The 24,701-nt window shown below is 61.7% G+C and carries 29 protein-coding genes; 14 read left to right on the top strand and 15 right to left on the bottom strand.

Annotated features, from left to right (window positions below; translation table 11 throughout):
- Window positions 1–9: 9 nt before the first annotated feature.
- Genes R3E82_22775 through R3E82_22760 form a run of 4 tightly spaced genes read right to left on the bottom strand, consistent with a single transcriptional unit; the run spans window position 10 to window position 4,142 of the window.
- Window positions 10–2,340: a bifunctional (p)ppGpp synthetase/guanosine-3',5'-bis(diphosphate) 3'-pyrophosphohydrolase gene (locus R3E82_22775; protein ID MEZ5553720.1), complete on the bottom strand. Its 2,331-nt coding sequence runs from the start codon at window positions 2,338–2,340 to the stop codon at window positions 10–12.
- Window positions 2,318–2,590, bottom strand: coding sequence for a DNA-directed RNA polymerase subunit omega (gene rpoZ, locus R3E82_22770; protein ID MEZ5553719.1), 273 nt, complete (start codon window positions 2,588–2,590; stop codon window positions 2,318–2,320). Before rpoZ ends, R3E82_22775 begins: the two co-directional genes overlap by 23 nt.
- Window positions 2,591–2,637: 47 nt before the next feature.
- Window positions 2,638–3,291 carry a guanylate kinase gene (gene gmk / locus R3E82_22765; protein ID MEZ5553718.1) on the bottom strand — a complete coding sequence of 218 codons (654 nt, stop codon included), beginning with the start codon at window positions 3,289–3,291 and terminating at the stop codon, window positions 2,638–2,640.
- Window positions 3,288–4,142 (bottom strand): YicC/YloC family endoribonuclease, encoded by an 855-nt coding sequence (locus R3E82_22760; protein ID MEZ5553717.1) that lies wholly within the window; start codon window positions 4,140–4,142, stop codon window positions 3,288–3,290. The genes gmk and R3E82_22760 overlap by 4 nt, the downstream gene beginning before the upstream one ends.
- Window positions 4,143–4,305: 163 nt before the next feature.
- Here R3E82_22760 and rph point away from each other — a divergent pair, with 163 nt between their 5' ends.
- From rph to R3E82_22745, 3 genes are all read left to right on the top strand, one after another.
- A complete protein-coding gene (gene rph / locus R3E82_22755) occupies window positions 4,306–5,022 on the top strand; it encodes a ribonuclease PH (protein MEZ5553716.1) in 717 nt (238 codons plus the stop codon).
- Window positions 5,023–5,682, top strand: a complete 660-nt coding sequence (pyrE, locus tag R3E82_22750; protein ID MEZ5553715.1) for an orotate phosphoribosyltransferase — start codon at window positions 5,023–5,025, stop codon at window positions 5,680–5,682.
- Between the two features lie 82 nt (window positions 5,683–5,764).
- Window positions 5,765–6,376: a hypothetical protein gene (locus tag R3E82_22745; protein MEZ5553714.1), complete on the top strand. Its 612-nt coding sequence runs from the start codon at window positions 5,765–5,767 to the stop codon at window positions 6,374–6,376.
- Between the two features lie 39 nt (window positions 6,377–6,415).
- Here R3E82_22745 and slmA read toward each other — a convergent pair whose 3' ends face one another.
- The 4 genes from slmA to coaBC all read right to left on the bottom strand — a co-directional run bounded on the left by slmA (window position 6,416) and on the right by coaBC (window position 11,962).
- Window positions 6,416–6,997, bottom strand: a complete 582-nt coding sequence (gene slmA, locus R3E82_22740; GenBank protein MEZ5553713.1) for a nucleoid occlusion factor SlmA — start codon at window positions 6,995–6,997, stop codon at window positions 6,416–6,418.
- Window positions 6,990–7,934, bottom strand: coding sequence for an acetylglutamate kinase (gene argB / locus R3E82_22735; GenBank protein ID MEZ5553712.1), 945 nt, complete (start codon window positions 7,932–7,934; stop codon window positions 6,990–6,992). The genes slmA and argB overlap by 8 nt, the downstream gene beginning before the upstream one ends.
- A 6-nt stretch (window positions 7,935–7,940) precedes the next feature.
- Window positions 7,941–10,568 (bottom strand): phosphomannomutase/phosphoglucomutase, encoded by a 2,628-nt coding sequence (locus R3E82_22730; GenBank protein ID MEZ5553711.1) that lies wholly within the window; start codon window positions 10,566–10,568, stop codon window positions 7,941–7,943.
- A gap of 119 nt (window positions 10,569–10,687) precedes the next feature.
- A complete protein-coding gene (coaBC, locus tag R3E82_22725) occupies window positions 10,688–11,962 on the bottom strand; it encodes a bifunctional phosphopantothenoylcysteine decarboxylase/phosphopantothenate--cysteine ligase CoaBC (protein MEZ5553710.1) in 1,275 nt (424 codons plus the stop codon).
- 17 nt (window positions 11,963–11,979) lie between these two features.
- Here coaBC and radC point away from each other — a divergent pair, with 17 nt between their 5' ends.
- The 5 genes from radC (at window position 11,980) to R3E82_22700 (ending at window position 14,626) form a co-directional block, all read left to right on the top strand.
- Window positions 11,980–12,684, top strand: coding sequence for a DNA repair protein RadC (radC, locus tag R3E82_22720; protein ID MEZ5553709.1), 705 nt, complete (start codon window positions 11,980–11,982; stop codon window positions 12,682–12,684).
- 130 nt (window positions 12,685–12,814) lie between these two features.
- Entirely contained in the window at window positions 12,815–13,051 is a 237-nt protein-coding gene (gene rpmB / locus R3E82_22715; GenBank protein ID MEZ5553708.1) for a 50S ribosomal protein L28, read from the top strand.
- 58 nt (window positions 13,052–13,109) lie between these two features.
- Complete coding sequence (gene rpmG / locus R3E82_22710; GenBank protein MEZ5553707.1) at window positions 13,110–13,265, top strand: 50S ribosomal protein L33; 156 nt, start codon at window positions 13,110–13,112, stop codon at window positions 13,263–13,265.
- A 72-nt stretch (window positions 13,266–13,337) separates the two neighbouring features.
- Window positions 13,338–14,174: a bifunctional DNA-formamidopyrimidine glycosylase/DNA-(apurinic or apyrimidinic site) lyase gene (mutM, locus tag R3E82_22705; GenBank protein ID MEZ5553706.1), complete on the top strand. Its 837-nt coding sequence runs from the start codon at window positions 13,338–13,340 to the stop codon at window positions 14,172–14,174.
- A gap of 122 nt (window positions 14,175–14,296) precedes the next feature.
- On the top strand, window positions 14,297–14,626 hold the full coding sequence (locus tag R3E82_22700) for a hypothetical protein (protein ID MEZ5553705.1): 330 nt from the start codon (window positions 14,297–14,299) through the stop codon (window positions 14,624–14,626).
- Window positions 14,627–14,727: 101 nt separating this feature from the next.
- On the opposite strand, the gene coaD is transcribed toward R3E82_22700, so the two are convergent.
- Both coaD and rsmD read right to left on the bottom strand, forming a co-directional pair.
- On the bottom strand, window positions 14,728–15,207 hold the full coding sequence (gene coaD, locus R3E82_22695; GenBank protein ID MEZ5553704.1) for a pantetheine-phosphate adenylyltransferase: 480 nt from the start codon (window positions 15,205–15,207) through the stop codon (window positions 14,728–14,730).
- Window positions 15,208–15,264: 57 nt separating this feature from the next.
- On the bottom strand, window positions 15,265–15,807 hold the full coding sequence (rsmD, locus tag R3E82_22690) for a 16S rRNA (guanine(966)-N(2))-methyltransferase RsmD (GenBank protein MEZ5553703.1): 543 nt from the start codon (window positions 15,805–15,807) through the stop codon (window positions 15,265–15,267).
- Window positions 15,808–15,829: 22 nt separating this feature from the next.
- On the opposite strand from rsmD, the gene ftsY reads away from it, so the two are divergent.
- The 6 genes from ftsY to trmB all read left to right on the top strand — a co-directional run bounded on the left by ftsY (window position 15,830) and on the right by trmB (window position 20,670).
- The gene (gene ftsY, locus R3E82_22685; GenBank protein ID MEZ5553702.1) at window positions 15,830–16,825 is read left to right on the top strand and encodes a signal recognition particle-docking protein FtsY; all 996 of its coding nucleotides are present in this window, start codon (window positions 15,830–15,832) and stop codon (window positions 16,823–16,825) included.
- Window positions 16,825–17,547 (top strand): cell division ATP-binding protein FtsE, encoded by a 723-nt coding sequence (gene ftsE, locus R3E82_22680; GenBank protein MEZ5553701.1) that lies wholly within the window; start codon window positions 16,825–16,827, stop codon window positions 17,545–17,547. The genes ftsY and ftsE overlap by 1 nt, the downstream gene beginning before the upstream one ends.
- Window positions 17,540–18,541: a permease-like cell division protein FtsX gene (locus R3E82_22675; GenBank protein MEZ5553700.1), complete on the top strand. Its 1,002-nt coding sequence runs from the start codon at window positions 17,540–17,542 to the stop codon at window positions 18,539–18,541. Before ftsE ends, R3E82_22675 begins: the two co-directional genes overlap by 8 nt.
- Before the next feature lie 111 nt (window positions 18,542–18,652).
- The gene (rpoH, locus tag R3E82_22670; GenBank protein MEZ5553699.1) at window positions 18,653–19,507 is read left to right on the top strand and encodes an RNA polymerase sigma factor RpoH; all 855 of its coding nucleotides are present in this window, start codon (window positions 18,653–18,655) and stop codon (window positions 19,505–19,507) included.
- A gap of 84 nt (window positions 19,508–19,591) precedes the next feature.
- Complete coding sequence (locus tag R3E82_22665; protein ID MEZ5553698.1) at window positions 19,592–19,918, top strand: DUF423 domain-containing protein; 327 nt, start codon at window positions 19,592–19,594, stop codon at window positions 19,916–19,918.
- A 26-nt stretch (window positions 19,919–19,944) separates the two neighbouring features.
- On the top strand, window positions 19,945–20,670 hold the full coding sequence (trmB, locus tag R3E82_22660; protein MEZ5553697.1) for a tRNA (guanosine(46)-N7)-methyltransferase TrmB: 726 nt from the start codon (window positions 19,945–19,947) through the stop codon (window positions 20,668–20,670).
- A gap of 23 nt (window positions 20,671–20,693) precedes the next feature.
- Here trmB and hemW read toward each other — a convergent pair whose 3' ends face one another.
- Genes hemW through R3E82_22635 form a run of 5 tightly spaced genes read right to left on the bottom strand, consistent with a single transcriptional unit; the run spans window position 20,694 to window position 24,672 of the window.
- Complete coding sequence (gene hemW / locus R3E82_22655) at window positions 20,694–21,824, bottom strand: radical SAM family heme chaperone HemW (protein ID MEZ5553696.1); 1,131 nt, start codon at window positions 21,822–21,824, stop codon at window positions 20,694–20,696.
- Entirely contained in the window at window positions 21,821–22,426 is a 606-nt protein-coding gene (rdgB, locus tag R3E82_22650; GenBank protein MEZ5553695.1) for an RdgB/HAM1 family non-canonical purine NTP pyrophosphatase, read from the bottom strand. The genes hemW and rdgB overlap by 4 nt, the downstream gene beginning before the upstream one ends.
- On the bottom strand, window positions 22,423–22,932 hold the full coding sequence (locus tag R3E82_22645) for a DUF4426 domain-containing protein (GenBank protein MEZ5553694.1): 510 nt from the start codon (window positions 22,930–22,932) through the stop codon (window positions 22,423–22,425). Before R3E82_22645 ends, rdgB begins: the two co-directional genes overlap by 4 nt.
- On the bottom strand, window positions 22,929–23,528 hold the full coding sequence (gene metW, locus R3E82_22640) for a methionine biosynthesis protein MetW (GenBank protein ID MEZ5553693.1): 600 nt from the start codon (window positions 23,526–23,528) through the stop codon (window positions 22,929–22,931). Before metW ends, R3E82_22645 begins: the two co-directional genes overlap by 4 nt.
- Window positions 23,518–24,672: a homoserine O-acetyltransferase gene (locus tag R3E82_22635; GenBank protein ID MEZ5553692.1), complete on the bottom strand. Its 1,155-nt coding sequence runs from the start codon at window positions 24,670–24,672 to the stop codon at window positions 23,518–23,520. The genes metW and R3E82_22635 overlap by 11 nt, the downstream gene beginning before the upstream one ends.
- Window positions 24,673–24,701 lie beyond the last annotated feature (29 nt).

The raw sequence follows: 24,701 nt of genomic DNA, 5'->3' as shown, positions 1-24,701 counted from the left end.
GACCGCGGGTCAGGCGCTGACCCGGTTGATACCCAGGACGTTGGGCACGGTGCGCAGGCGGCGGATCACCCGGGCCAGGTGACGGCGGTCGGTGATGGACAGCCGGGCGATCACACTGGTGACCTCGGCGTTGCGCTCCTCGACATGGATGTTTTCCACCCCGGCATCCGACTCCGAAATGGTGGTGGCAAGCTCCGCGATGATGCCCTTTTTGCGGTTCACTTCGATGCGCAGAGTCGTGAGGAACTCCTCGTGTTCGGTGCCCGCCCAGTGCGCCGGAATGATCTCTTTCGCCCCGCGTCGACGGATCTCCACCATGTTCGGGCAGGTCTCCACGTGCACCACGAACCCCTTGCCAGGAGTCATGTGACCGACGATGGGATCTCCCGGCACAGGACCGCAGCAGCGGCCATAGTTGATCACCAGACCTTCGCCGCCGCGGATAGCCACCGGCCCGCCGGACTCCACCGGCACCCCTTCGAAATCCGGATCATCGACGACCAGCAGCCGCTGGGCAACGACGTAGGACATCAACTGTCCGTTGCCGATTGCCGCGAGTACATCGTCCAGGCGCTTTACTCCGAACTCCTTGAACACCCGGCGCAGGCGGCGGAAGTCGAGGTCGTTGATGGACTTGTTGGCCGTGGCCAGGGAGCGGTTGAGCAGCTGGCGGCCGAAGACGATGGCCTGGGATTTCTGCTGGGTCTTGAGTGCCTGACGGATACCGCTGCGCGCCTTGCTGGAGACCACGAAGGTCAGCCAGTCCGGGTTCGGGCGCGCCTCCTGGGAAGTGATGATCTCCACGTTCTGACCACTCTGCAGCTGCTGCGATAAAGGCGCGAGGTTGCGATCGATACGGCAGGCGACGCAGTGATTGCCGACATCCGTGTGCACGGCGTAGGCGAAGTCGACGGGGCATGCGCCTCGCGGCAGCTCCATGATGTCGCCTTTCGGAGTGAATACGTAAACCTCGTCCGGGAACAGATCGACCTTCAGGCTTTCGATGAACTCCATCGGATTGCCCGCCCGCTGCTGGAGATCGAGCAGGTCCCGGACCCAGCGATGGGCACGCTGCTGAGAAGGCCCGAAATCCGCGGTCTCGGACTTGTACAGCCAGTGCCCGGCTATGCCGTTGGCAGCGACGGCGTCCATGTGCCTGGTGCGGATCTGCACTTCGATGGGTACACCGTGCATGCCGAAGAGTGTGGTGTGCAGCGACTGGTAACCGTTGGCCTTCGGAATCGCGATGTAATCCTTGAAGCGGCCGGCAACGGGCTTGAAGAGATTGTGCACCACCCCGAGCGCGCGATAGCAGTCGTCGACATCGTCGACCACCACCCGGAAGCCGAATACGTCCATGATTTCCGAAAAGGACTTGTGCTGGGTCTTCATCTTCCGGTAGATGGAGTAGAGGTGTTTTTCCCGACCATGCACCTCGGCGGGAATCTCCTCGGCCAGCAGCGATTTGCGGATCGACTTGCGCAACTCCTCCATCAGTTCCTTGCGGCGCCCGCGGGCGGTCTGCACCGCCTCGCCGATCCGGTCGGCGCGCAGTGGATAGAGGGCGTGAAAGCCGAGCTCCTCGAATTCGAGCTTGATGCTGTGAATGCCCAGCCGGTTGGCGATGGGTGCGTAGAACTCGAGGGTTTCCCTGGCGATGCGCTTGCGCTGCTCATCAGACATCACACCGATCGTGCGCATGTTGTGCAGCCGGTCGGCCATCTTCACCATGATGACCCGGATGTCCTTGGCCATCGCCAGGGCCATCTTCTGGAAGTTCTCCGCCTGGGCTTCGGCCCTGGAGCGGAAGATTTTCGAGAGTTTGGACACCCCGTCCACAATATCCGCCACCGAAGCGCCGAAGCGGTCGCTGAGGTCTTTCTTGCTGACTCCGGTATCTTCGATCACGTCATGGAGCAGGCCGGCGATGATGGTTTCCGGATCCATGCGCAGACTGGCGAGGATGTTGGCCACCGCGAGGGGGTGGGTGATGTAGGAGTGCCCCGTGCGCCGCCACTGGCCTGCGTGGGCGGATTCCGCGAACGCGTGCGCTTCGGCAATGGTGCGGACGTGCTCGGCGGGGAGGTAGCTGGCGGCGAGCTTCAGCAGTTTATCGATGGTTGCCGGTGCGGCGACCGCATCCCGACGGGCGGTATCCGCCAGGCGGCGGGCGAAAAAGGATTCGGACGGGGTTCGCCGGCTGGCGGCGGCGCTGGACTTTCGCTGTTTGGCTGCCTCGGCACCCGTGTGCTGATGCGCAAGGTGGCCGCCGGCGCGTCTGCTACGCGCGCGGGAGGACTTGCCGGTCTTGCGTGCGTTAGAAGTCGCTGGCCTCGTCATTGCCCACGGAGAAAGTGATCTTGACGTCTTCATCCTCCGTGGAGGCCTCTTGTGCGTCAAGCATTTCTTCGGAGATCAGGCCGGCTGCAATTTCCCGGAGGGCGATGACAGTGGGCTTGTCGTTTTCTTCGGGAACCAGTGGATCCACACCATAGCGGCGCATCTGTCGGGCACGGCGGGTCGCGAGCATCACGAGGTGAAAGCGGTTGTCGACGTGATCGAGACAGTCTTCGACAGTAATTCGTGCCATGGGCTTGAAACCGTTGTGAAAAACGAGCGCGCGAGTTTAGCGGCCGGTCAGGGGGCTGACAAGAGATCCTTCAGCAGCGGTTGCAGGAGTGCGGCGCGCCGCACCTGCCGGCAGCGCTGTGCCCGGGTGATGGCGCAGAGCTCCTCGAGGGCATCTTCGAAGCGGTCGTTGACCACCAGAAAATCGAATTCCGCGTGATGAGCCATCTCGCCCCGGGCCTCGGCCAGCCGGGTTTCGATCACCGCAGGGTCGTCCTGGCCGCGCTTGATCAGCCGGGCTCTGAGGGTGGCGGTGGAAGGTGGCAGGATGAAGACGCTTACCGAATCGGGGTGGCTGCGACGGATCTGGGCCGCCCCCTGCCAGTCGATTTCGAGAATCACATCCGCGCCCTGCCCCAGGCGTGCATCCACCACGGCGCGGGCGGTGCCGTAGCGGTGGCCGAAGACTTCGGCGTGTTCGAGAAAATCGCCGGCTGCCACCATCGCCTCGAACCGGGCCGGGCTCACGAAGTGATAGTTCACTCCGTCGGTCTCGGACGGCCGTCGGGGCCGGGTGGTGTGGGATACGGATACCGCCAGAGCCGCATCTTTCTCCAGCAGGGCGTTCACCAGGCTGGTTTTTCCCGCACCCGAGGGGGCTGAGACAATAAACAGGGTACCCGGCGGCGTGGCAACGGGCGAAGTCGTGGCGGTTGAACTCATTCGATGTTCTGCACCTGTTCGCGGATCTGCTCGATGGCCACCTTGAGGTCCACGGCTTTCTGGGAGATTTCCGCCATGCTCGATTTAGCACCCAGGGTGTTGGCCTCCCGGTTGAGCTCCTGGGTGAGGAAGTCGAGCCGGCGACCGTGGGGGCCCGCTCCGCGCAGATTACCCCGGGCCTCCTCGACATGAATGCCCAGCCGGTCCAGCTCTTCCGCCACATCCGCCCGCTGCGCCAGCAGGGCGATCTCCTGTTCGAGCCGCTCGGCGTCGACGCGACCCGTCAACTCAGTGAGCCGGTCGGCAAGTTTCTTCTGGATCTCGTGGCTTAAGGAGGTGGTGCGGGCCTTGATGGTGGCGACCAGACGGTCGATGTCACTGAGTCGCTCGTTGATGGTCTGGGCGAGCTGGGTACCTTCGCGCTGGCGGTGTTCGAGGAGCTGACTCAGGGCTTCTTCGAAGAGATCCGTGACCGCCTCGGCAAGCCCGTCGTCTTCCAGACTGGCGTTGTCGCCGATCACACCGGGCCAGCGCAGCAGGTCGATGGCGCTCGGTGCAGCCAGCTCCGGCGCATCCCGGCGGACCTGTTCGACGATGCCGAGAATCTGAATCAGTAAAGGACGGTTGAGCTCGAGACTGGCATCACCCCCCTGGCGCTCCACCCGCAGGGCGCAGTCCAGCTTGCCGCGATGCAGGTGGGCGCGGGTCGTTTCCCGCAGCGGATGCTCCAGGCCCCGCAACTGCTCGGGCAGCCTGAACTGGGTTTCCAGAAACCGGTGATTTACGCTCCGCAGCTCCCAGGTCAGAACCAGACGATTGAGGTGGCTCTGGCTGCGGGCGAAGGCCGTCATGCTGTTGACCATGTGAAAAAGGGCTTGCCGCTGGAGAGGGAGCCGATTGTAACCCGCGCCTGGGGACTGCGCTCGTGGTCGGCACGGTGGAACCCTATAATGGCCGCCACGCGAAAGAGGCGTCGTGTACAGACGACTCAGCGAAAGCCAGATCAGGAACCCGATGACAGCCAGCAGACCCAGCGGGCGCGCGCCCGACCAGCTCAGAACCGTTCGCTTCACCAGAAATTTCACCAGACATGCAGCGGGGTCGGTGCTCGTGGAATTTGGCGATACCCGGGTAATCTGCACCGCGTTCGTAGAGGAGTCGGTCCCCGGCTTCCTTCGCGGGGCGGGGGTGGGCTGGGTCACGGCGGAATACGGCATGTTGCCCGGCTCCACCCACACCCGGGTGGATCGCGAGGCCGCCCGGGGTAAGCAGGGCGGTCGAACGCTGGAGATTCAGCGCCTCATCGGCCGCTCGCTGCGCTCGGCGGTGGACATGAAGCAGCTTGGTGAACGGACCATCCGCATCGATTGCGATGTGATACAGGCGGATGGTGGCACCCGCACTGCCTCGATTACCGGCGCTTCGCTGGCGCTGGCGGACGCCCTCTCCCAGGCGGGAGTTCAGGGCGCATTCAGGGAGCATGTGGCATCTGTATCCGTAGGATTGTGGAAAGGTATACCCGTGCTCGACCTCGATTATGCGGAAGACTCCACCGCGGACACGGACATGAATCTGGTTTCCCTTGCCTCCGGCGGCATGGTGGAGATTCAGGGCACCGCGGAAAAGGCACCGTTTTCCGATGAGGAACTGGCCGCCATGCTGAAACTGGGTCGGGCCGGTATGGCCGAGCTGTTGCAGCTCCAGCAGCGGGCACTGGAGGGCGCTGCCTGAATGGACGTCCAGCGACAGACCCTTCTGCGACTGCTGATCGACCAGCGGGTGCTCCAGTTTGGTGAGTTCACGCTCAAATCCGGAAGGCTCAGTCCCTATTTCTTCAATCTCGGCATGATCAGTACCGGGGCCGGGATTACGACCCTGGGGGACGCCTATGCGTCCCGCATAGAAAGCCTCGATCTGGCCTATGACACCGTATTCGGACCGGCCTACAAAGGCATTCCCATCGCGGTTGCCACCAGTGCGGCACTGGCACGCAGGGGCACAGATACCGGCTGGTCCTTTAATCGCAAGGAGGCCAAGGACCATGGTGAGGGTGGCCAGTTTGTCGGTGCCCCGGTCACAGGCCGGGTGCTGCTGGTAGACGATGTGCTGACCGCAGGTACCGCCGTGCGTGAAGCTGTGCAACTCATCAGAGCGGCCGGCGGCACACTGGTCGGGGTGCTGATCGCCCTCGACCGTCAGGAGCGGGTGGCCGGTGCACAGACCGCGGTGAGTGCCCTGGCGCAGGAGCTCGGCGTACCTGTCGTCAGCATCCTCACACTTCAGGACGTGATCGAGTACCTTGACTTGAATGCGGGGTCAGACAACCATCCCGCGACACTGCTGGCGGCCATGAAGGCCTATCAGAAAGCGTTCTGTGAGGCACCACTTTGAGCGCGGTGCGGGTTCTCACGGCGGTTGTGAACGGGAAGCTGTTTTCGAGGATGGTTCGAAGCGGGTGGCTGCGATGGTAAGAATGAGCATTTTAGCGACGGGACTGCTGGCACTGCTGCTCACCGCGGCCGTCAGTCAGGCAGCTCAGCTTTACCGCTACATCAACGAAAAGGGTTATCAGGAAATCGGCCATGCGATACCCCCGCACCTGGTGCCGAACGGTTACGACGTGATCGATGAGAGCGGACGCCTGGTGCGCCGGGTAGCCCCCCAGCTTTCAGAAGACGAGTATGCGGCGAAGCTCGAGCGCGAGCGGCTGTTCGACGAGTGCGAAAGAGCCCTCACCCGTGTGAAACGCCTTTACCAGTCCATGGCCGACATCGACCAGGCGGAAATGCTCTATGAGCGGAATGCTCAGCAGAGCATGCAGAATGATCAGGTGAATGTGGAGCTGGCGCAAACCGAGCTGAAGCGATTGCAGCAGAGCGCTGCCCGTTTCGAACGGGAAGGTACGCCGGTTCCCGAAAACGAGCTTACCCAGATCGCCCGGCGGGAATCAGAGATCCGGACCCTGACCGCCCAGCTGGAAGCCCGGCGCAACGAGTTGCCCGCAAAGGCGGGAGAATTCGAGGAAGACCGGCGGCTTTTCAAACGGGGCAGCTGCGACCGGGAACAGCCGGTTGCGGGGCGCTGAGGACAGCGGCAGAGTCTGATCTCCTGCCCGGGCTGAACTTCAGCGGAACACAGAACGCTCCAGCGCTTTCCATTGCTCGGCCCAGTTCGAGGTGGGCAGATTGCGGAACTCGCTGCGCACAAACTGACTGATGCGACCTTCCGCAGCTGCCAGCAGCAGATTCGCACCCGCCGCTGTGCCGAGCTCCGGTCCTGGCACACGCGTCACCGCCCACTCCCGCAGTATCAGCCGCAACTGAGTTTCGAGCCTGTCGAAGACCTGGCGCATGCGGGTTCGCAGCCGCTCGGTTTCACCCTGCAGCGCATCCCCCACCAGCAGTCGGGCCATGCCGGGATTCCGCTCAGCGAAGGTCAGCAGCAGGCCGAGAACTTTGTTGCAGCGGCTCTGCGCCGTGGGTTCTTCTGTCATGATCCGGCTGATGCGGGCAAACAGGGTTTCTTCGATGAATTCGATCAGACCTTCCAGCATCTTCGCTTTGCTGGGGAAATGCCGGTAAAGGGCCGCTTCCGAAACCCCCACCTGTGCAGCCAGCGCTGCGGTTGTGATGCGCGAGCCCGGATGGGTCTCCAGCATGGTGGCGAGCGCTTCGAGGATTTCCTGACGGCGATTCGGTTTAGCCATTGCTGCCGGAGGTTCCAGCGCCTTGAGCAGAAATGTCTTCGAAAACGTTGGCCAGCTTGGTACCAATACCCGCGTCCGTAAAAACTTCGAGCAGCAGTGAATGGGGCACGGTCCCGTCAATGATCTGCACGCTCGCCACACCGTGTTCAAGCGCAGAAAGCGCACAATCGGTTTTGGGAATCATGCCTTCATTGATGACACCCTCGGCCATCAGTCTCCGGGCTTCTTCCGGGGTCAGGGAGGTGATGGTATTGCCATCTGCATCGAGTATGCCGGGCTTGTTGGTCAGCAGAATCAGTTTTTCCGAACGAAGCTCTTCAGCGATTTTCCCTGCGACCAGATCTGCATTGATGTTGTATGAAGTGCCCCTGGGACCGACGCCGATCGGTGCAATCACTGGAATGAAGTTGTCCCGGATCAGTGCGTTGATGACGGCGGGATTCACGCTGGCAACTTCGCCCACGTGGCCGATGTCGATGATCTCAGGCGCAGATACTTCCGCGCCGGTCTGGGAAACCTGCAGCTTGCGCGCGCGGATGAGATCGCCGTCCTTGCCGGTGATACCGACCGCACGTCCGCCATTGGCATTGATCAGAGAGACTATTTCCTGGTTGACCAGACCACCGAGCACCATCTCCACGACATCCATGGTCTGTTCGTCGGTGACGCGCATGCCATTTACGAATCGGGTCGGGATGTTGAGCCGCTTGAGCAGATCGCCTATCTGAGGGCCGCCACCGTGTACGACGATGGGATTCAGTCCGACGAGTTTCATCAGCACCACATCGCGGGCGAAGGTATTCTTCAAACGCTCTTCCACCATGGCGTTGCCACCGTATTTCACGACCAGGGTGCTGCCATGAAAACGCTGTATATAAGGCAATGCTTCGGTGAGAACACTCGCGACGTTGCGCGCCTGTTCCGGGGAAATGGCCATGTCGGATTATCCTATCTTCAAGCTGGGATCGAGTCTGGTCAGCTGAGTCTGAAAGATCTTGCGGATTCTTTCCAGCGCTGACTGACCGTCAGCCTCGAAACGCAGTGTGAGTACCGGACTGGTATTCGAAGCGCGCACCAGTCCCCAGCCATCGGCGTAGTCCACCCGCACGCCATCAATCGTGGTGACTGTGCCGTCGCTCCATGTCGCGGTTTTTGCGAGCTTCTCAATGATTTCGAACTTTGCTTTCTCGGTGGTCGCGATCTTGATTTCGGGTGTGCTGTAGGTAATCGGAAACTGACCGAAGATTTCGTCCGCGGATTTGTCTTCCGAACCGAGAATCTCAAGCAGTCGCGCAGCTGAGTAGAGCGCATCATCGAAGCCGAACCAGCGCTCGCCGAAACAGATATGGCCGCTGAATTCCCCCGCAAGAAGCGCACCGGTCTCCTTCAGTTTGGCCTTCATGTGCGAGTGGCCCGTGCGCCACATGATCGGGCGACCGCCGTACTCGCTGATGAGATTGTTGAGGTGACGCGAGCATTTCACGTCATAAATGATGTCGGCACCGGGATTGCGTCCGACAATATCCCGGGCGAACAGCATCAGCAGTTTGTCCGGCCAGATGATTTCGCCGCTGCTGGTGACCACACCGAGCCGATCGCCGTCGCCATCGAAAGCCAGACCGATATCGGCCTTTTCCGCTTTCACCACCGTGATCAGGTCTTCCAGCGTATCCGGATCTGCAGGATCCGGGTGGTGGTTCGGGAAGTCGCCGTCGACGTCGCAATACAGGGGCACGACTTCGCAACCCAGTTCTCTGATCAGCCTCGGTGCCAGATTTCCTGCGACACCGTTGCCGCAATCAACGACGACTTTGCAGGGCTGAGCGACGACCACGTCTTCGAGTATCCGGTCCACATAGTGATCGTTCAGATCGACGGTCTCCACATCGCCGCTGCCTTCGCTGAGGTTGTTCTCCTCGATGCGCGTACGCAGCGCAAGGATACGTTCCTCGGCAAGGGTTACACCGCCGATCATCATCTTCAGACCGTTGTATTCCGGTGGGTTGTGGCTGCCGGTAATCATGATACCAGTGCCCGTATCCAGCGCATGAGTTGCAAAGTAGAGAACGGGTGTCGGAACTTCACCGATGTCGAGTACGTCCACACCGCCTTCAGTCAGTCCGCGGACCAGTGCTTCCTGCAGCGTCACAGAGGAATGGCGACCGTCCCTGCCGACGGCGACACGGGTCTGTTGTTCGGATTGCGCTTCGGCTGCGAACGCGCGGCCGATCCAGTAGACGACATCCGTTGTCAGATTGCGGGTAGTGATGCCGCGAATGTCATAGGCACGGAAGATTTCGGGAGACAGCTTCAGTCCCATGTCGATGGGACCGACGTCTTCGCTGACCTCGATACCGAAGTTGTCCGCCGCGCTGTTGGAGTTGTCGACTTCGAGGAAGCTGTCGCCGTCGTCGAGCAGCTCGTCGGTATCCGCGTCTGCCGGCTGCCTGGCCTGCCGCCTGCTGCCCCGCGCCGGTTTTTTCGCTGCCGGCTCCGAGAGCAGATCGTCCACTGAGCCATCTTCGAGTGCGACGTCCTGCCCCGCAGCCGGGCCCTTGCGATTGCGACTGTTCTGAGCGAATGCGGCCGCCAGCTGTTGAAACAGAGGCAGGCGATAACGTTCGAGCTTCGCACCGCGGCGTCGGAGAAGTTGCAGCGTATAGCCGGAGAGCTGGTCGGCGTCTGCCTGCAGCTTGCGCGACAGGCTGGAAAAAGCGAACAGAATCGCGGCCAGTATGAATGCGGCGAGCATGGCGAGACCTGTAAGCAGCTCGGTTACCCCGGCGTGGGCTTTCAGCTCCGCCATGTTCGGGTCGAACCTCAGCTCCCAGTTCGGCACGTTCAGCTGGGTGCGCAGGGGTGCTGCACTGCCACCCTCTACACCAAAGGCAAACACTTCGTAGGGGCTGGCACCATCCAGCGACTGCATGATGGTGACCCGACCGAGATTGGCATCCATATGCACCAGAGGATCGAAGAACAGTCCTTTCTTATCGAGGGCGCCGAAGAGTACGCCCCGTACCACACCATCCTGCAGAATAGGCTGGGCCAGGAAAACCAGGTCCTCCTGGGTTCGGGAAATTTCCGGACCCACGAAGGGTGCGTTTTCGGCGCGCTGAATCAGATTCAGAGCGGCAAAGGAAATGGGCGCAGAGCCGAAATTGTCTGTCTCCGCCTGACCCTTCGGAATGATCTCGATACGGCGGGCGAATCCATGCTGGGCGGTGAGCTGGCGGCTCAGCGCGGCGATTCTTTCCGGGTCGTTGCTCGCCAGTGCATCAATGGTTTCTCTGGAATTGGCGAAGGCGGCGAAACGCACTCTGATCTCCGCAACCTGGCCGTTGAAGAACCCTGCGTAATATCGGTTGATGAGTTCGATCTGTTCCCGGGAAGCGCTTTCTCCGGCTCCGGCGACAAGCTGCCACCACATCAGCAGGCCGGTACAGAACAGTCCGAAACCGCTGATCAGGATGGCGATGAGGGCGTGATTCCAGATTCCGTTACTGGTTCTCCGACCTGAGGGTCGCCGCGGCGTTTTCAGAGGAGTTTCGCCGCTTTTTGCTCTGTCCATGAGGGATTCCGTGTGTTCCGTTCGGCCCGTTGGCACACCGCCGCAGCACGGCGTGTCGCTGCGGATCCGCGTGTGGTCGCTGCGGTATGGTAGAACGCAAGCTTCGGGCTTGCCAGCCGCTAATCTGCCATGTCTGCGGGGTTGGTGTGCGCTAACTGGTGCACAAAAAGGGTGCTCACCTGCCTGAGCACTGCCTGTGCAAGGGAGTATTTGTCCTGTTTTGCCAGCTGCATCTCACCCTCTGCCCAGATGAGGGTTGCAGCGTTGTCATCGCTGTTGAAGCCGATATCAGTCCGGGAGACGTCGTTGACGACGATGGCGTCGAGGCCCTTGTGCTTGAGCTTCCGGCGGGCATGGGCGAGCGCCTGCTCGGTTTCCGCAGCGAAGCCGATTACCACAGGGCCGCCAGGAAGCGCTGCGACGCCGGCGATGATGTCCGGGTTCTCGATGAGGTCCAGTGAAAGCCGGCCGCCAGCCCCGGGCTTTTTCTTGATCTTCTGATCGGCCGCCGCCGCCGGGCGGTAGTCGGCGACCGCGGCTACACCGATGAACAAGGCGCAGTCAGGCGCGTGCTGGAGGCTGGCGTCGTGCATTTCCAGTGCACTGTTTACGGCAATCAGGGTGACTCCGGGCGGTGCCTGGAGCCGCACAGGACCGGAAATCAGTATCACCTCCGCGCCGGCGTCCCGGGCCGCTTCGGCCATGGCGTAGCCCTGTTTGCCCGAGCTGTGATTACTGATGTAGCGCACGGGGTCAATCGCCTCCCGGGTGGGGCCCGCGGTGATAACGACCCGCTTCCCGTGCAGAAAAGCTGGATCAGCAGGCGACGACTGATCCAGCGGCTGGCCGCTGGCCGCCGCGCAGAGCCGGGCGATGATCTGTTCGGGCTCAGCCATGCGGCCATCGCCCGTCTCGCCGCAGGCCTGGTCGCCGTACTCCGGTCCGATGATGTGAACACCGTCGGCTTTGAGCGTCGCCAGATTGCGTGCGGTAGGGGCGGCTTCCCACATGACAGTGTTCATGGCCGGAGCCAGCCATTTCGGAGCTCGGGTCGCCAGCCAGATGGCCCCGAGCAGATCGTCGGCGTGCCCGGTTGCGGCACGGCTGAGACGATCGGCGGTCGCAGGCGCCACCAGCAGCAGCTGGGCCCAGCGGGCGAGTTCGATGTGACCCATGTGGGCCTCAGCCGCAGGATCCCAGAGGTCATCGCGTACCGGGCGTCCGCTCACCGCCTGCAGGCTGGTCGCTGTCACAAAATGTGCAGCACCCGCCGTCATCACGACCTGAACCTCCGCACCCTGCTGGCGCAGAAGGCGCACAAGTTGCGGTGTTTTGTACGCTGCGATGCCGCCGGTGATTCCCAGTAGGATGCGTATTCCGTGGAGCGGGCTCATGGGCGCGATCATATAGCATGCGGATCAAGGCACCAACGCGAGAGGGCAAGCGTCCGCGGCGGCCGCGAGAAGGGCCGGATCCGCGCCGTCACCTCCTCGAGCGCGGCGGCGAAGGGCTTTCGGATGCAGACCTGCTTGCCGTCTGTATGGGGGCCGGAAGTTCGACCACGGATGTTTTCGAGCTGGCGCGCAATCTCATCGTGCGGTTCGGAGGTTTAGGGAATCTACTCGACGCAGAGGTAGCGGTGCTCCTGCTTGAGGCAGGTCTGGGCCCTGCGCTGGTGTCGCGGCTGAAGGCGGCGGTGCTTCTGGCCGAGCGCCGTGCCGAGGAGCGGCTGCGGGATACTCCCCTGCTGACCAGCGCAGAGGCGGTCCGTCGCCATCTGCGTCTGAAGCTGGCGCGCGCGCCCCGGGAGATATTCCTGTGCCTGTTCCTGGACAGCCGCCACCATCTCATCGCCAGCGAATCCCTGTTCCAGGGCACTGTGGATCGGGCTTCCGTGCATCCCAGGGCCATACTGCAGCGCGCCCTGGCATTGAACGCCGCTGCGGTGATTCTGGCGCACAATCATCCTTCGGGGGTGGCGGAGCCGAGCGCCAGCGATCTGGATCTGACCCGGGATCTTGCAACCCTGCTTGCGAAGATTGATGTCCGGGTACTCGACCATATTGTGGTAGGCCGGGGGATCGAGGTGTCCTTCGCGTCCCGGGGCTGGCTGTAGGGCGGGGTCTGGAGTTAAGCTGTTTTACTGACAGAATCAGTGAACATGGCATCCCACAGGCGTGGTCCGGCTTGCCCGCCTTCGGGCACTGGTGTATAAACGCGCCTCATTTTTTCAAGGGTTCCTGATCATGTCGCAGGTTTGTCAGGTGACGGGAAAACGCCCGATGTCGGGTAACAACGTCAGCCACGCGCAGAACAAGACTCGGCGGCGCTTTTCGCCGAATCTGCACAGTCACCGCTTCTGGGTCGAGAGCGAAAACCGCTTCATCAGGCTGCGGGTCTCCTCCAAGGGCATGCGCATCATCGACAAGAAGGGCATCGATGTGGTGCTCGGTGAAATGCGCAAGCGTGGTGAAAGCGTCTAGCAGGGTCGGGCCTCACCAGCCTGCCTGAACTTTCTGTCGTTAGCTAAAGGAGCCCATTATGCGGGACAAAATCAAACTGGTTTCCAGTGCGGGCACTGGCCACTACTACACCACCGATAAGAATAAGCGTACGACTCCGGACAAGCTGGAGATGAAAAAGTATGACCCGGTGGTCCGCAAGCACGTCAAATACACCGAAGCCAAGATCAAGTAGGCCGCTTGCGGCCGTCCGGCCGCCGAGCGGTGGCGGCTGATCGTTGCACGATGCATACCTCCCCCGCACCCCTTGCCTGAACTGCCTGAGGTCGAAACTACCCGGCGCGGCGTAGCGCCCCTCCTCGAATCCCGAATCCTCGAGTCGTTTGATGTCAGAGATGCGCGTCTGCGCTGGCCTGTTGTGCTGCCGCCGACGCTGGCCGGCCAGCGACTGCTGGGTGTCGAGCGCCGCGGCAAATACCTGCTGTTCCGCTTCGAAACCGGGACACTCATTGTCCATCTGGGGATGTCCGGCAGTCTGCGGGTGCTGGCGGTCGGTGCACCCCGGCGGAAACACGATCACCTCGAGTTCAGGTTTGCCGATGGCCAGGCCCTGCGATTCCACGATCCGCGACGCTTCGGCAGCGTGCACTGGCACACGGGGGATCCTGCCGAACACTGGCTGCTCGCCCCTCTCGGCCCGGAGCCCCTCGATGCGTCATTCGACGGGTCGCTGCTGAAACGGGCGGCCCGGGGCCGCCGGGTCGCGGTGAAGAGTTTCATCATGGACAGCCATGTCGTGGTGGGCGTGGGCAATATTTACGCCAATGAGGCGCTTTTTCTCGCCGGTATCCGACCCACAGTCGCGGCAGGACGGGTGACCCTGGCGGCTTATCAGGCACTGGCGGACGCCATCCGCCGCACACTGCATGCCGCCATCGAACAGGGGGGCACGACCCTCAGAGACTTCGTAAAGGAAGATGGCAACCCGGGCTATTTCAGCCAGTCGCTCAATGTCTATGGCCGGGAAGGACAACCCTGCCGGGCCTGCGGCCGTGCACTGCAGTCGCTGCGCATCGGCCAGAGAGCGACGGTTTTTTGCAAACATTGCCAGAAGTCTCAGTGTTTTAGCCGACCCCGGTGGTAAAGTGCCTAAGCTTTGATCCCCGCGTGGGACTTCAGCATATTGACTGGACTGGCCAGGAGACCGATCCGCCATCGGCGGCTGAGCGTTCACGGCCGGGAGATATGGACATTGAGGAACCTGCTATGACACTCATCAACCGTGCAGCCTTTCGCGCCATCGGTGCAGCTCTGCTGATCGCAGTGACAGCCACTCCGGCACTGGCGAGGGAAGATGCACCGCGCTGGGAAGATCAGACCCTGGATATCGTCGTTGCGCGACCGCTGGGGGTCGTGGCCACCGGTGTGGGCGCCGTGCTGTGGGGCGTGAGTCTGCCGTTCACCCTGCTTGGCGGCAACGCCGGAGAAGCTGCCGACTCCCTCGTCCTGGGCCCGGCCCGGGAGACCTTCATTCGCTGCCTGGGCTGCAGATCCGAAGGTCGGCGTCAGAAGGTGGCGACGGACGATGCGCGCTGAAGCACGAGCGCGCTGAAGCACGAGCGCGCTGAAGCACGAGCGCGCTGAAGCACGAGCGTATTAAAGTCCGGGCGCCTGAGGCCAGGCAGGAAGCCGGTCGATCAGCGTCCGGTCGGTGCGTAAGCCTTTACGACTGCGGGATGTACAAACTGTGAAATGTCGCCGCCGAGTGCGGCGATTTCCCGCACCAGCGTCGAAGAAATAAACGAACAGTCTTTGGATGTGGGCAGGAACACGTATTCGATGCCGGGATCCAGGGACTGATTCATTTCCGCCATCTGAAATTCGTAGTCGAAGTCAGTCACCGTCCGCAGTCCGCGGAGGATGAATCGCGCTTCCCGGCTGCGCACGTAGTCCACCAGCAGCGTATTGAAGCCTTCCACGCTGACACGGTCACCGAACTCGGCCAGTACCTCTTTGCAGAGGCTGATCCTGTCCGCGAGGTCTACGGAGGGGTTCTTCTGGGCAGATGTGCCGATTGCGAGAATCACGTGATCGAATAACCGCAGCGCGCGTTTGATCAGGTCTGTGTGGCCGTTCGTGATTGGATTGAACGAACCCGGATACACCACCGATTTCATGACGGCCCCATTCCTCTGTCCCCCCTGGATTGGAGTCGGCGGATGGTAGCGGCCTGGTCAGGGCCTGGCAAGCAAACCGAATTGACAATCCCCCGCGCGACTGTGCTTGTGCAGCAGCTCCGGGTGGGGCAGCTGGTCCTTCCCGGAGCGTTCTATGTAGATCAGACCGTTCGGCGCCAGGTGATCCTTGAGTATCAGTTCCAGCAGGCGATCGCTGTCGGGATAGCGGAAGGGAGGATCAAAAAAAACCAGATCCCAGCTGCTGTGATCGCGATTGAGGAAGGCTTCCGCCGTTTCGCAGTGTATTGTTGCGGACGTCGCTTCGAGCCGATCTGCGCTGGCTCGAAGCGCAGCCGCCACTCTGGGTGCCTGGTCGACCAGGACGACTTCGGCGGCACCGCGGGACAGGGCCTCGAATCCAAGCGCACCGCTGCCCGCGAAAAGGTCGAGGCAGCGGGCGTCCAGCACCGCGCGATTGAGCCAGTTGAAGAGGGTTTCCCGTACGCGCCCCAGTGTCGGACGCAAATCCTGACTTTCGGGAAACTTCAGCTTCCGCCCTCTCCACCGACCACCGATAATGCGAACTTCGTTGACCAGCATCGATTCAGAGTATTCGAAAAGCGTGACCGATTCACAGCAGGCATCAAAACAACAGGAATCAAAGCGGGGTGGTGGGTTCTGGAGCCGACTGAAGTCGGGGCTGGGCAAAACCCGGGAGCAGCTTTCCTCCGGTGTGGGCAACCTGCTGCTCGGGGAAAAGGAGATCAACGAGGAAATCCTCGAAGACCTGGAAACCGCTCTGCTGCAGACGGACGTGGGCGTGGATACCACCGCGGAAATCATGGCCGCTCTGACCGCCGGTGTCCGCCGTAAAGAGCTCAACAACACTCTGGCACTGCATGGGGCGCTGAAGACCCTGCTGAAGGCGCAGCTTGAACCCCTTGCAGGCTCGCTGGAGATACCCGCTGACCTGCGGCCTTACGTGATCTTCTTTGTCGGCGTGAACGGGGTCGGCAAGACCACGACCATCGGCAAACTGGCGCGGCTGCTGGGTGAGCGGGGCTTCAGTGTGCTGCTGGCGGCAGGGGATACCTTTCGAGCGGCCGCGGTGGAGCAGTTGCAGCAGTGGGGAACGCGCAACAGGATCAGCGTCATCGCCCAGCGCCAGGGCGCGGACAGTGCCTCAGTGGTGTACGACGCGGTGCAGGCCGCAAAAGCCCGTGAAGTCGATGTGGTGCTGGCCGATACCGCAGGCCGGCTGCAGGCCAAGACCAACCTCATGGAGGAACTGATCAAGATCAAGCGGGTGGTCGGCCGGCTGGATGAGAAGGCCCCGCACCAGGTGCTGCTCGTGCTCGATGCCGGCGTCGGACAGAACGCCTTGAGCCAGGTGCAGGAGTTTGATGCAGCCGTCGGGGTCACCGGCCTGGTCGTCACCAAGCTGGATGGCACCGCGAAGGCCGGCGTGCTGTTTGCCATTGCCCGAAGGATGCGCACTTCGGGCGCCCACTGGCCCGTTTACTTCATTGGCGTGGGCGAGGGGGTCGAAGACCTGCGCCCCTTCGATCCGGGGCAGTTTGTGGATGCCCTGCTGCCAACCGAGCCTGGGAGTGGCTGATGGCTCAGATCGAATTTCACGACGTCACCAAACGCTTTGACAACGGTCAGGAAGCCCTCGTAGATATCTCGGCGGATTTTGCGGAAGGCTCCATGACCTTCCTCACAGGGCACTCGGGGGCCGGGAAGAGTACCTTTCTGAAACTGCTGCTGTGTCTCGACAAGCCATCCCGGGGACAGATTCTGGTCAATGGGGTGAATGTCACCCAGATGACGGGGCCCAGGCTGTCCTTCTATCGTCAGCACCTGGGCGCCGTTTTCCAGGATCATCACCTGCTCGGTCACCGCAGCGTTTACGACAACGTCTCACTGCCCCTGCGTATCACCGGCATGAAGGAAAAAGACATCGCCAGGCGGGTGCGAGCGGCCCTGTCCAGGGTGGGTCTGCTGGACAAGGAGCGTCTGTTTCCGCGCTATCTCTCCACCGGGGAGCAGCAGCGTGTCGGCATCGCCCGGGCGGTCGTCAATCGCCCGAAAATCCTGCTCGCCGATGAGCCCACTGGCAATCTCGATCCGGAGCTGTCCAGGGACATCATGAAGCTCTTCCAGCAGTTCAATCAGATCGGCACCACGGTCATCGTCGCTTCCCACGATCGGGAACTTATCGAGTCGCTGGGCCTGCGGATCATTGAGCTGGACCAGGGCCGTATCGTCCGGGTTGGTCTGGACACGCGCCGGGAGCTGGAGTCCGAGGAAGCGACCGCAGGGCAGGAAGATGACTGAAGCAACAGCCACAGACCGTAAAAGAGATACACAAAGGCCGCGCCTGCGTGCGCGGGATCCCTGGCCGCCGCTCAAGCCAGGGATGGGTGCCTGGTGGCGCGACCACCTGCGGATCGGCCGGGAAACCCTGCGCTTCATCAGTGTGCGTCTCGGCACCAGCCTGCTGGTGTGGCTGCTGGTCGGCATTGCGCTGGCGCTGCCGGCGGGGCTTTTTCTGCTCCAGGTGAATCTCGGGGGTATGACGGACGCCTGGGAAGGCCGGCCGGGGCTGACCCTGTATTTTGAGCTTGATGCGACCAGGGCACAGATGGAAGCGGTAGCCGCGACGCTCACGACCGAGCCTTCGGTGGAGTCGGTGCGTCTGACCAGTCGGGAGGCCGCCCTGGAGGAGTTCCGCGGCTACACGAGCCTGGCGGACGCGCTCGACGTGCTGGGGACCAATCCGCTGCCCGCCTCCCTGCGGGCTACCCTGGAGCCGGATGTGGAAGTGGTTGATCTCGAAGCGCTGGCAGCACTGGCCGGGGCCGGGAAAGGCGTGGCTGAAGTGGTGGTGGAGAAAACCTGGCTCGAACGGGTCTCTTATGTTTCCTCCGTGGTGACTCGACTCACCTATGTGCTCGGATTGATGTTCGGAGTGGGTGCTGTACTGGTGACCGCAACCTCGGTGCGGCTTGCCATCGAGGCCCGGCTCGAGGAGCTTAAAGTGCTGAAGCTGGTGGGCGCCACCGATCCCCAGATCAGGCGCCCGTTCCTCTACTATGGACTCTGCTACGGCCTCGGCGGTGGCCTGGTCGCCGCGATGCTGATCAGTCTGTGTCTGGTCATCGTTGAGGCACCGCTCACAAAACTGCTGGGCAGCTACTCCCAGGACTTGGAATTGGCGGGCTTTGATCCCATATTCCTGTCCGCACTGCTGCTGATTGGCGGCGTTTTGGGCGTAGGCGGCGCCAGAATGGCGGCGCGGGCACGCCTGAGGGACCTGGAAATCCTTTAAATTCAGCGTGTTGATCCGGCGATCAACGGGAGCACGGAACATCGCTCGGGGTTAGCAGTCAGATAAGCCGAGTGCTAGACTTGTCTTATTGAGTGTTACCGGAGGTATCAGATGACCACAAACGTACTTGCGCTGAACAGCCTTGCCCCGGGCCAGGATCTGAATGCCTATGTACGCACGGTCAGCGCCTTCCCAGTGCTCAGCGCGGAGCGGGAGAAGGAGCTGGCTGAGCGCTTCTACCATGACGAAGATCTCGAAGCCGCCCGTGAACTCGTTCTCTGTCACCTTCGTTTTGTCGTGCATCTGGCGCGCGGCTATCGCGGTTATGGGCTCTCTGAGGCGGACCTCATTCAGGAAGGCAACGTCGGCCTGATGAAGGCGGTAAAACGCTTCAATCCGGAAGTCGGTGTGCGGCTGGTGTCTTTTGCCGTGCACTGGATCAAGGCGGAGATGCATGAATTCATTCTGCGCAACTGGCGGATCGTGAAGGTTGCGACCACCAAGGCCCAGCGCAAACTGTTCTTCAATCTGCGCGGTGCCAAACAGCGACTGGCCTGGCTGACACCGGAGGAAACCCAGGCGGTTGCCGCCGATCTGGGCGTATCCGAAGCGGAAGTCACCCGCATGGAAGGCCGGCTGGCGTCTTCGGACATGGCCTTCGACGGGGCGGCCGATGCGGATGATGAAGAGATCGGAACCGCACCAGCCCATTTTCTCGCGACCTCAGATGAAGACCCTGCAGATCTTGTGGCGGAAGAAGACTGGCAGTCAGGGGCCAGTGAAAGGCTCACCCAGGCACTGGCTACTCTGGATGACCGCAGTCGTGCGGTAATCGAGCGTCGCTGGCTCACCGACGACAAGTCGACGCTGCATGAGCTTGCTGCCGAATATGACGTCTCTGCGGAGCGTATCCGGCAGATTGAAAAAACTGCGATGCAGAAGTTGAAACTCGCCGTTGCAGCCTGATCCCTGGATAGCACCCGATCCGAGGCGCGGCTCCTGAGCGCACAATTTTTTCTCGGTGCCGGTGCCCTCGCAGGCGGCACCGGGGTGCTGTTGGGTGCCTTCGGCGCACATGCGCTGAAATCCCGCCTTGCGGAATCTTCTCTGTCCACCTGGGAGACGGCTGTTCAATACCAGCTGGTGCATGCCCTGGCGCTGGTGCTCGTTGCTCTGTTTCTGCGGACCAGCGCCGCTAATCCGTCTTCTGCGCTGACGGCCGCAGGCTGGTGTTTTCTCGCGGGTATTCTGCTTTTCTCCGGCAGCCTCTATGTGCTCGCACTCGGCGGGCCGAGACTGCTCGGCCCCGTCACGCCGATGGGTGGCGTTGCCTTTCTCGCTGGCTGGATGGCGCTGCTGGTCGCCGCCTGGCGGTGACGGCGGACGGACCGGCGGACGGACCGGTGAATGAATCGCCCGTAAAACAGACAGACACACGGGGCGGGACGGCGATCAGCGAGCCGGAGCAGTACCGTCCTTTCCTGCGCCGACGGGGTCGGATCACGCGTGGGCAACAGCGTGCGCTGGAATCTCTGTCAGCGCGTTACTGTGTCGATGTTACGCACCTTACTTCGATCGACGCCACACTGTTTGGTCGTGCTGCACCCGTCGGGCTGGAGATCGGTTTCGGTATGGGCCACGCGCTGCTCGACTGGGCCTGCCAGGCGCCGGAGTGGAATCTGCTGGGTATCGAGGTCTATCAGCCGGGTATCGGTGCGCTGCTGCTGGGTGTGGAGCGTCTCGAAATCGACAATGTCCGGGTGATCGAATCCCCGGCGGAAGTGGCGCTGGCGCGGTGGATCGCAGAGGCTTCTCTCGATGAGGTACGCATTTTCTTTCCCGATCCCTGGCCGAAGAAGCGGCATCATAAACGGCGCCTCCTGCAACCGGATTTCGCGGCGCTGCTCTGCTCCAGGTTGCGCCCGGGAGGCCGTCTGCTGCTGGCGACGGACTGGGAGCCCTATGCCCACTGGATGTACACTGTGCTCGAGCAGACACGGGGACTGATCAATGTCTGGGAAACTCAATTCGGACCTCGTGCCGAAGAGCGGCCGATCACCAACTTCGAAGCCCGTGGTCAGCGTCTCGGCCATGCGGTCTGGGATCTGGAATACCGTCGGGAGTCCTGATCAGGGATGGCGGGTCTCAATGCTCAGAGAAATGCGGTTACCAGACCGTCCAGCATGGCATAGCCTCGCGGGGTGGCTGCAAGCCGGTCGGCTCGCAGAAGCCCGCGTTCAATCTGCTGAGTCCTTGCGGGTTCCAGGGCGCCAAGGGACAGACCCGTGCGCTGCTGGAAGGTGTCGTGAGAAACACCCTCAACCAGCCGCAGTGCGTTGAGCATGAATTCCCCGGGTAAATCGGCGACCTCGATCGACGCCCGGGTGATGTTCCGGGGGGCCGCCAGATAGAGGCGCGGCTGACGGGGTTTGACCGTTCTGATAAAGCGCGCTCGCGAGTCCCCTGTCGGGGGTGCTGTCAATTTCCCGTGAGCACCGGCACCTGCACCGAGATAGTTGCCGAATGACCAGTAGTTGAGGTTGTGCCGGCATTCTCTGCCGGGTCGTGCGTAGGCGGAAACCTCATAACGCGCGAAGCCTGCATCGGCGAGCAGGGCATAACCGCGACGCTCAATTTCTTCCATCATGATGTCCACGGGCAGCATCGGCGGCCGCCGCGCAAATTCCGTACGGGGCTCGAGGGTCAACTGATACCAGCTCAGGTGCTCGGGATCGAGAGAGAGCGCCGTCTGCAGATCGGCGGCGGCTTCGCGAGGACTCTGACCGGGCAGACCGTACATGAGATCCAGATTGATGTTGCCGAATCCGCCTTTGCGCGCGGCGTCCACGCTGCGGAAGGTCTCCGCCGCCTGGTGGATGCGGCCAAGAGTTTTGAGCTGGGCGTCGTCGAATGACTGAGCGCCGAAGGAAACCCTGTTGATACCTGCAGCGCGATAGCTGCCGAGGTCATGGTGTTCGGTGGTGCCTGGGTTGGCTTCCAGGGTGATCTCCGCATCCTGTGTGAGATACCCTGTCAGACGTTCGAGGATCCGGGCGAAGGTATCCGGAGAAAACAGGCTCGGAGTTCCGCCACCGAAGAAGATCGATGTGATCTCGACCTCTGGCTGGCTGCCCAGCTGATCTTCGAGATCCTCGAACAGGGCCGCCAGGTAGGCGCCCTCATCCAGCGGGTCGTTCAGCGGATGGGAGTTGAAGTCGCAATACGGACACTTGCGCACACACCAGGGGAAGTGCAGGTAGAGGGCGAGCTGTGGTGCCGTCATGGCTGGAGGGTGGACTGCAGGGACTTAAGCTGTTGCAGCAGGGTGTCTATCGCACGACCCCGGTGGCTGATGCGGTTCTTTGTCGCCGGATCCAGCTCGGCCGCGGTCTGCTCCGAGCCTGCCGGTTCGAAGTAGGGATCATAGCCGAATCCGTTGCCGCCCCGGGCGGTGCGGATGATCTGACCGCGCCAGATTCCGGTAGCGAGCAGCGGAGCAGGGTCTTCCGGATGTCTTACTAAAACGAGGACACAGTAGTAGAAGGCGGTGGCGGAGCGCCTGTAAGCACCCAGCGTCTCCTGGAGTTTCAGATTGTTGTCTGCGTCACTGGCGTCGGGACCGGCAAAGCGGGCGGAGTGGATTCCCGGTGCGCCGCCCAGGGCGTCCACGCAAAGCCCGGAATCGTCCGCGAGTGCTGGCAATGCGCAGTGGCGGCTGGCATGCCGGGCCTTGAGCAGTGCATTTTCCACGAAGGTGGCAGCAGTTTCTTCGGCGGAAAGCAGCCCGAAATCGCTCTGGTTGACGAGATCCAGCCCCCGGGGTTCCAGCAGCATGCGCAGCTCCGCAAGCTTGCCGGCATTCCCGCTGGCCAGCACGACTCTCATCTGCCGTCCCAGTACATCTGCTGCTGAAATTTCAGTTCGTGTGGCGTGTCGCCCGGTACCGCGATCCGGATCGAAAACCTCAGAGTCTCACGGTCTGTGTGTTTGATCGGCGCAAGGTAGTAAACAGCACTGCCCTCGCGAACCTCGGTGAATTCGAGCTGCTGCTGCTGTCCGAGCAGGTTGGTCATGGTTCCCTCAACCTGTGCAGTTACAGGGACCTGATCTGCATTGAGAATCGACAGATTCATCAGGGCGCGATCTTTCCCCCGCACGATGTCGTAGCGATCTGCGATGGCGGGATTGAAAAACGACGTCGGCACGACCACATAGTGCACTTCATATTCACCCAGCTTCTGCATCTGCTCGGCCTGTGCTGACAAGCCGGCGAGCAGAAGCAGAAAAGACGCAGCCATCCGGCAGGAAAGCCACCGCCTTGCGGAAGCAATCTGCCACAGCCGGGAAGACAGAGCGAAGGTCGACTGGAATATGCAGGCGAGAGGGTTCATGAGCGGATCTTCTCCAGGCGATAAAAGGCGAAGGTGCCGAAGAAATTCGGAAACCGGTTGATCAGGCCTCGATTGATATGGGCAGCATCGACTACGAATCGTTCAATGATGTTGAAGCCTCTCTCCTGACACAGCTGTTCGAAATCCTTGAAGGTGCACAGGTGTATGTTTGGTGTGTTGTACCAGGCATGAGGCAGGTGTTCGGAAACGGGCATGCGACCGTTTGATGCGAGGTAGAGGCGGCAGCGCCAGTAGCCGAAATTTGGAAAGGTAACGATGCATTCCCGGCCGATGCGAAGCATCTCTTCGAGCAGGATATCCGGTGCTTTTACCGACTGCAGTGTTTCGGTCATCACGACCATGTCGAAGCTCTGATCTGAAAAATTGCCCAGACCGCTGTCGAGGTTCTGCTCGATGACGTTCACCCCCTTGCGGATGCAGGTGGTGATGTTGTCCGGATCTATCTCCAGTCCATAGCCGTTGACCGACTTGGTGGCCTGGAGATGCGCGAGCAGTTCGCCTTCTCCACAACCCAGATCGAGCACCCGGGCGCCCGGGTGGATCAGGTCGCTGATGATGGCGAGGTCAGGACGCATGTTCGATCTCGGTTGCAAGACGATCAAAGTAGCCGCCGAGCACATCGAAGTATCTCGGGATGGGCAGCAGAAAGGAGTCGTGACCGTGTTCGGACTGAATCACTGCGCTCGAGACATCTTTTCCTGCTGCAATCAGCGCATCGACAATTTCTTTGGAGCGCTCGGCTGAGAACCGCCAGTCGCTGCTGAAAGCGATCACACAGAAGCGACACTGCACATTCTGCAGTGCGGCGACCAGGTTGTCTTCGAAGTCACCCGCCGGGTCGAAGTAGTCCAGCGCGTGAGTCATCAGCAGATAGGTGTTGGCATCGAAGCGCTGAGAAAACGAGCGTCCCTGGTAGTGCAGATAGCTTTCGACCTGAAACTGCACATCGCGCCCGTTGCGGATGTCGCCGGATTTGATCTCCCGTCCGAATTTCATGCGCATGCCGTCGTCCGAGAGATAAGTCACGTGGCCCACCATACGGGCGAGCATCAGGCCGAGATCCGGGTTCGTGCCCTTTTCCCGGTAGTGACCGCCATGGAACCGGGGGTCGCTCTGAATGGCCTTGCGGGCGATCTCGTTGAAGGCGATATTCTGCGCCGACAGTCGCGCTGCGCTGGCGATCAGCACTGCACAGCGAAGGCGCCGGGGATAGTCCATCGCCCACTGCATGGCCTGCATGCCGCCAAGACTGCCGCCGATCACGGCGGCGAATTGCGTGATCCCCAGATGGTCTGCCAGCAGTGCCTGGCTGGCTACCCAGTCTTTGACCGTCACCCCGGGAAAGTCGGGACCAAAGGCCCGACCGGTGGCGGGATCGATGCTCAAGGGTCCGGTGCTGCCATCGCAGCCGCCCAGGTTGTTCAGGCTGAGAACGAAGAAGCGGTCCGTGTCGATGGGCTTACCGGGTCCGATGCAGCTGTCCCACCAGCCCGGCTTGCGTTCCTCGCCGCTGTGGTAGCCGGCTGCGTGATGATTACCGGACAGGGCGTGGCAGACCAGTACCGCGTTGGACCGCTCGGCGTTGAGCGTGCCGTAGGTTTCGTAGACGAGTTCGAAGCCCGCGAGATGCTCGCCGCACTGCAGCTCGAAGGTGGACGGATGGCGAAATCGTTGCGGTATGACGATTCCGACAGAGCTTTCTGTCCGTGATTCGGTCATGGACCGCGGGACCTGCATCAACTGGACGG

The organism is Pseudomonadales bacterium, assembly GCA_041395945.1.
GTDB lineage: Bacteria > Pseudomonadota > Gammaproteobacteria > Pseudomonadales > Azotimanducaceae > SZUA-309.
The sequence above is the reverse complement of the archived record's forward strand: the minus strand, read 5'-3'. Positions and strand labels throughout refer to the sequence as shown.

Bases quoted from the DNA above. Each gene is read 5' to 3' on its own strand.
- R3E82_22775 (MEZ5553720.1), bottom strand. From the start codon at position 2,340: ATGACGAGGCCAGCGACTTCTAACGCACGCAAGACCGGCAAGTCCTCC.
- rpoZ (MEZ5553719.1), bottom strand. From the start codon at position 2,590: ATGGCACGAATTACTGTCGAAGACTGTCTCGATCACGTCGACAACCGC.
- gmk (MEZ5553718.1), bottom strand. From the start codon at position 3,291: ATGAGTTCAACCGCCACGACTTCGCCCGTTGCCACGCCGCCGGGTACC.
- R3E82_22760 (MEZ5553717.1), bottom strand. From the start codon at position 4,142: ATGACGGCCTTCGCCCGCAGCCAGAGCCACCTCAATCGTCTGGTTCTG.
- rph (MEZ5553716.1), top strand. From the start codon at position 4,306: ATGACAGCCAGCAGACCCAGCGGGCGCGCGCCCGACCAGCTCAGAACC.
- pyrE (MEZ5553715.1), top strand. From the start codon at position 5,023: ATGGACGTCCAGCGACAGACCCTTCTGCGACTGCTGATCGACCAGCGG.
- R3E82_22745 (MEZ5553714.1), top strand. From the start codon at position 5,765: ATGAGCATTTTAGCGACGGGACTGCTGGCACTGCTGCTCACCGCGGCC.
- slmA (MEZ5553713.1), bottom strand. From the start codon at position 6,997: ATGGCTAAACCGAATCGCCGTCAGGAAATCCTCGAAGCGCTCGCCACC.
- argB (MEZ5553712.1), bottom strand. From the start codon at position 7,934: ATGGCCATTTCCCCGGAACAGGCGCGCAACGTCGCGAGTGTTCTCACC.
- R3E82_22730 (MEZ5553711.1), bottom strand. From the start codon at position 10,568: ATGGACAGAGCAAAAAGCGGCGAAACTCCTCTGAAAACGCCGCGGCGA.
- coaBC (MEZ5553710.1), bottom strand. From the start codon at position 11,962: ATGAGCCCGCTCCACGGAATACGCATCCTACTGGGAATCACCGGCGGC.
- radC (MEZ5553709.1), top strand. From the start codon at position 11,980: ATGCGGATCAAGGCACCAACGCGAGAGGGCAAGCGTCCGCGGCGGCCG.
- rpmB (MEZ5553708.1), top strand. From the start codon at position 12,815: ATGTCGCAGGTTTGTCAGGTGACGGGAAAACGCCCGATGTCGGGTAAC.
- rpmG (MEZ5553707.1), top strand. From the start codon at position 13,110: ATGCGGGACAAAATCAAACTGGTTTCCAGTGCGGGCACTGGCCACTAC.
- R3E82_22700 (MEZ5553705.1), top strand. From the start codon at position 14,297: ATGACACTCATCAACCGTGCAGCCTTTCGCGCCATCGGTGCAGCTCTG.
- coaD (MEZ5553704.1), bottom strand. From the start codon at position 15,207: ATGAAATCGGTGGTGTATCCGGGTTCGTTCAATCCAATCACGAACGGC.
- rsmD (MEZ5553703.1), bottom strand. From the start codon at position 15,807: ATGCTGGTCAACGAAGTTCGCATTATCGGTGGTCGGTGGAGAGGGCGG.
- ftsE (MEZ5553701.1), top strand. From the start codon at position 16,825: ATGGCTCAGATCGAATTTCACGACGTCACCAAACGCTTTGACAACGGT.
- R3E82_22675 (MEZ5553700.1), top strand. From the start codon at position 17,540: ATGACTGAAGCAACAGCCACAGACCGTAAAAGAGATACACAAAGGCCG.
- rpoH (MEZ5553699.1), top strand. From the start codon at position 18,653: ATGACCACAAACGTACTTGCGCTGAACAGCCTTGCCCCGGGCCAGGAT.
- hemW (MEZ5553696.1), bottom strand. From the start codon at position 21,824: ATGACGGCACCACAGCTCGCCCTCTACCTGCACTTCCCCTGGTGTGTG.
- rdgB (MEZ5553695.1), bottom strand. From the start codon at position 22,426: ATGAGAGTCGTGCTGGCCAGCGGGAATGCCGGCAAGCTTGCGGAGCTG.
- R3E82_22645 (MEZ5553694.1), bottom strand. From the start codon at position 22,932: ATGAACCCTCTCGCCTGCATATTCCAGTCGACCTTCGCTCTGTCTTCC.
- metW (MEZ5553693.1), bottom strand. From the start codon at position 23,528: ATGCGTCCTGACCTCGCCATCATCAGCGACCTGATCCACCCGGGCGCC.
- R3E82_22635 (MEZ5553692.1), bottom strand. From the start codon at position 24,672: ATGACCGAATCACGGACAGAAAGCTCTGTCGGAATCGTCATACCGCAA.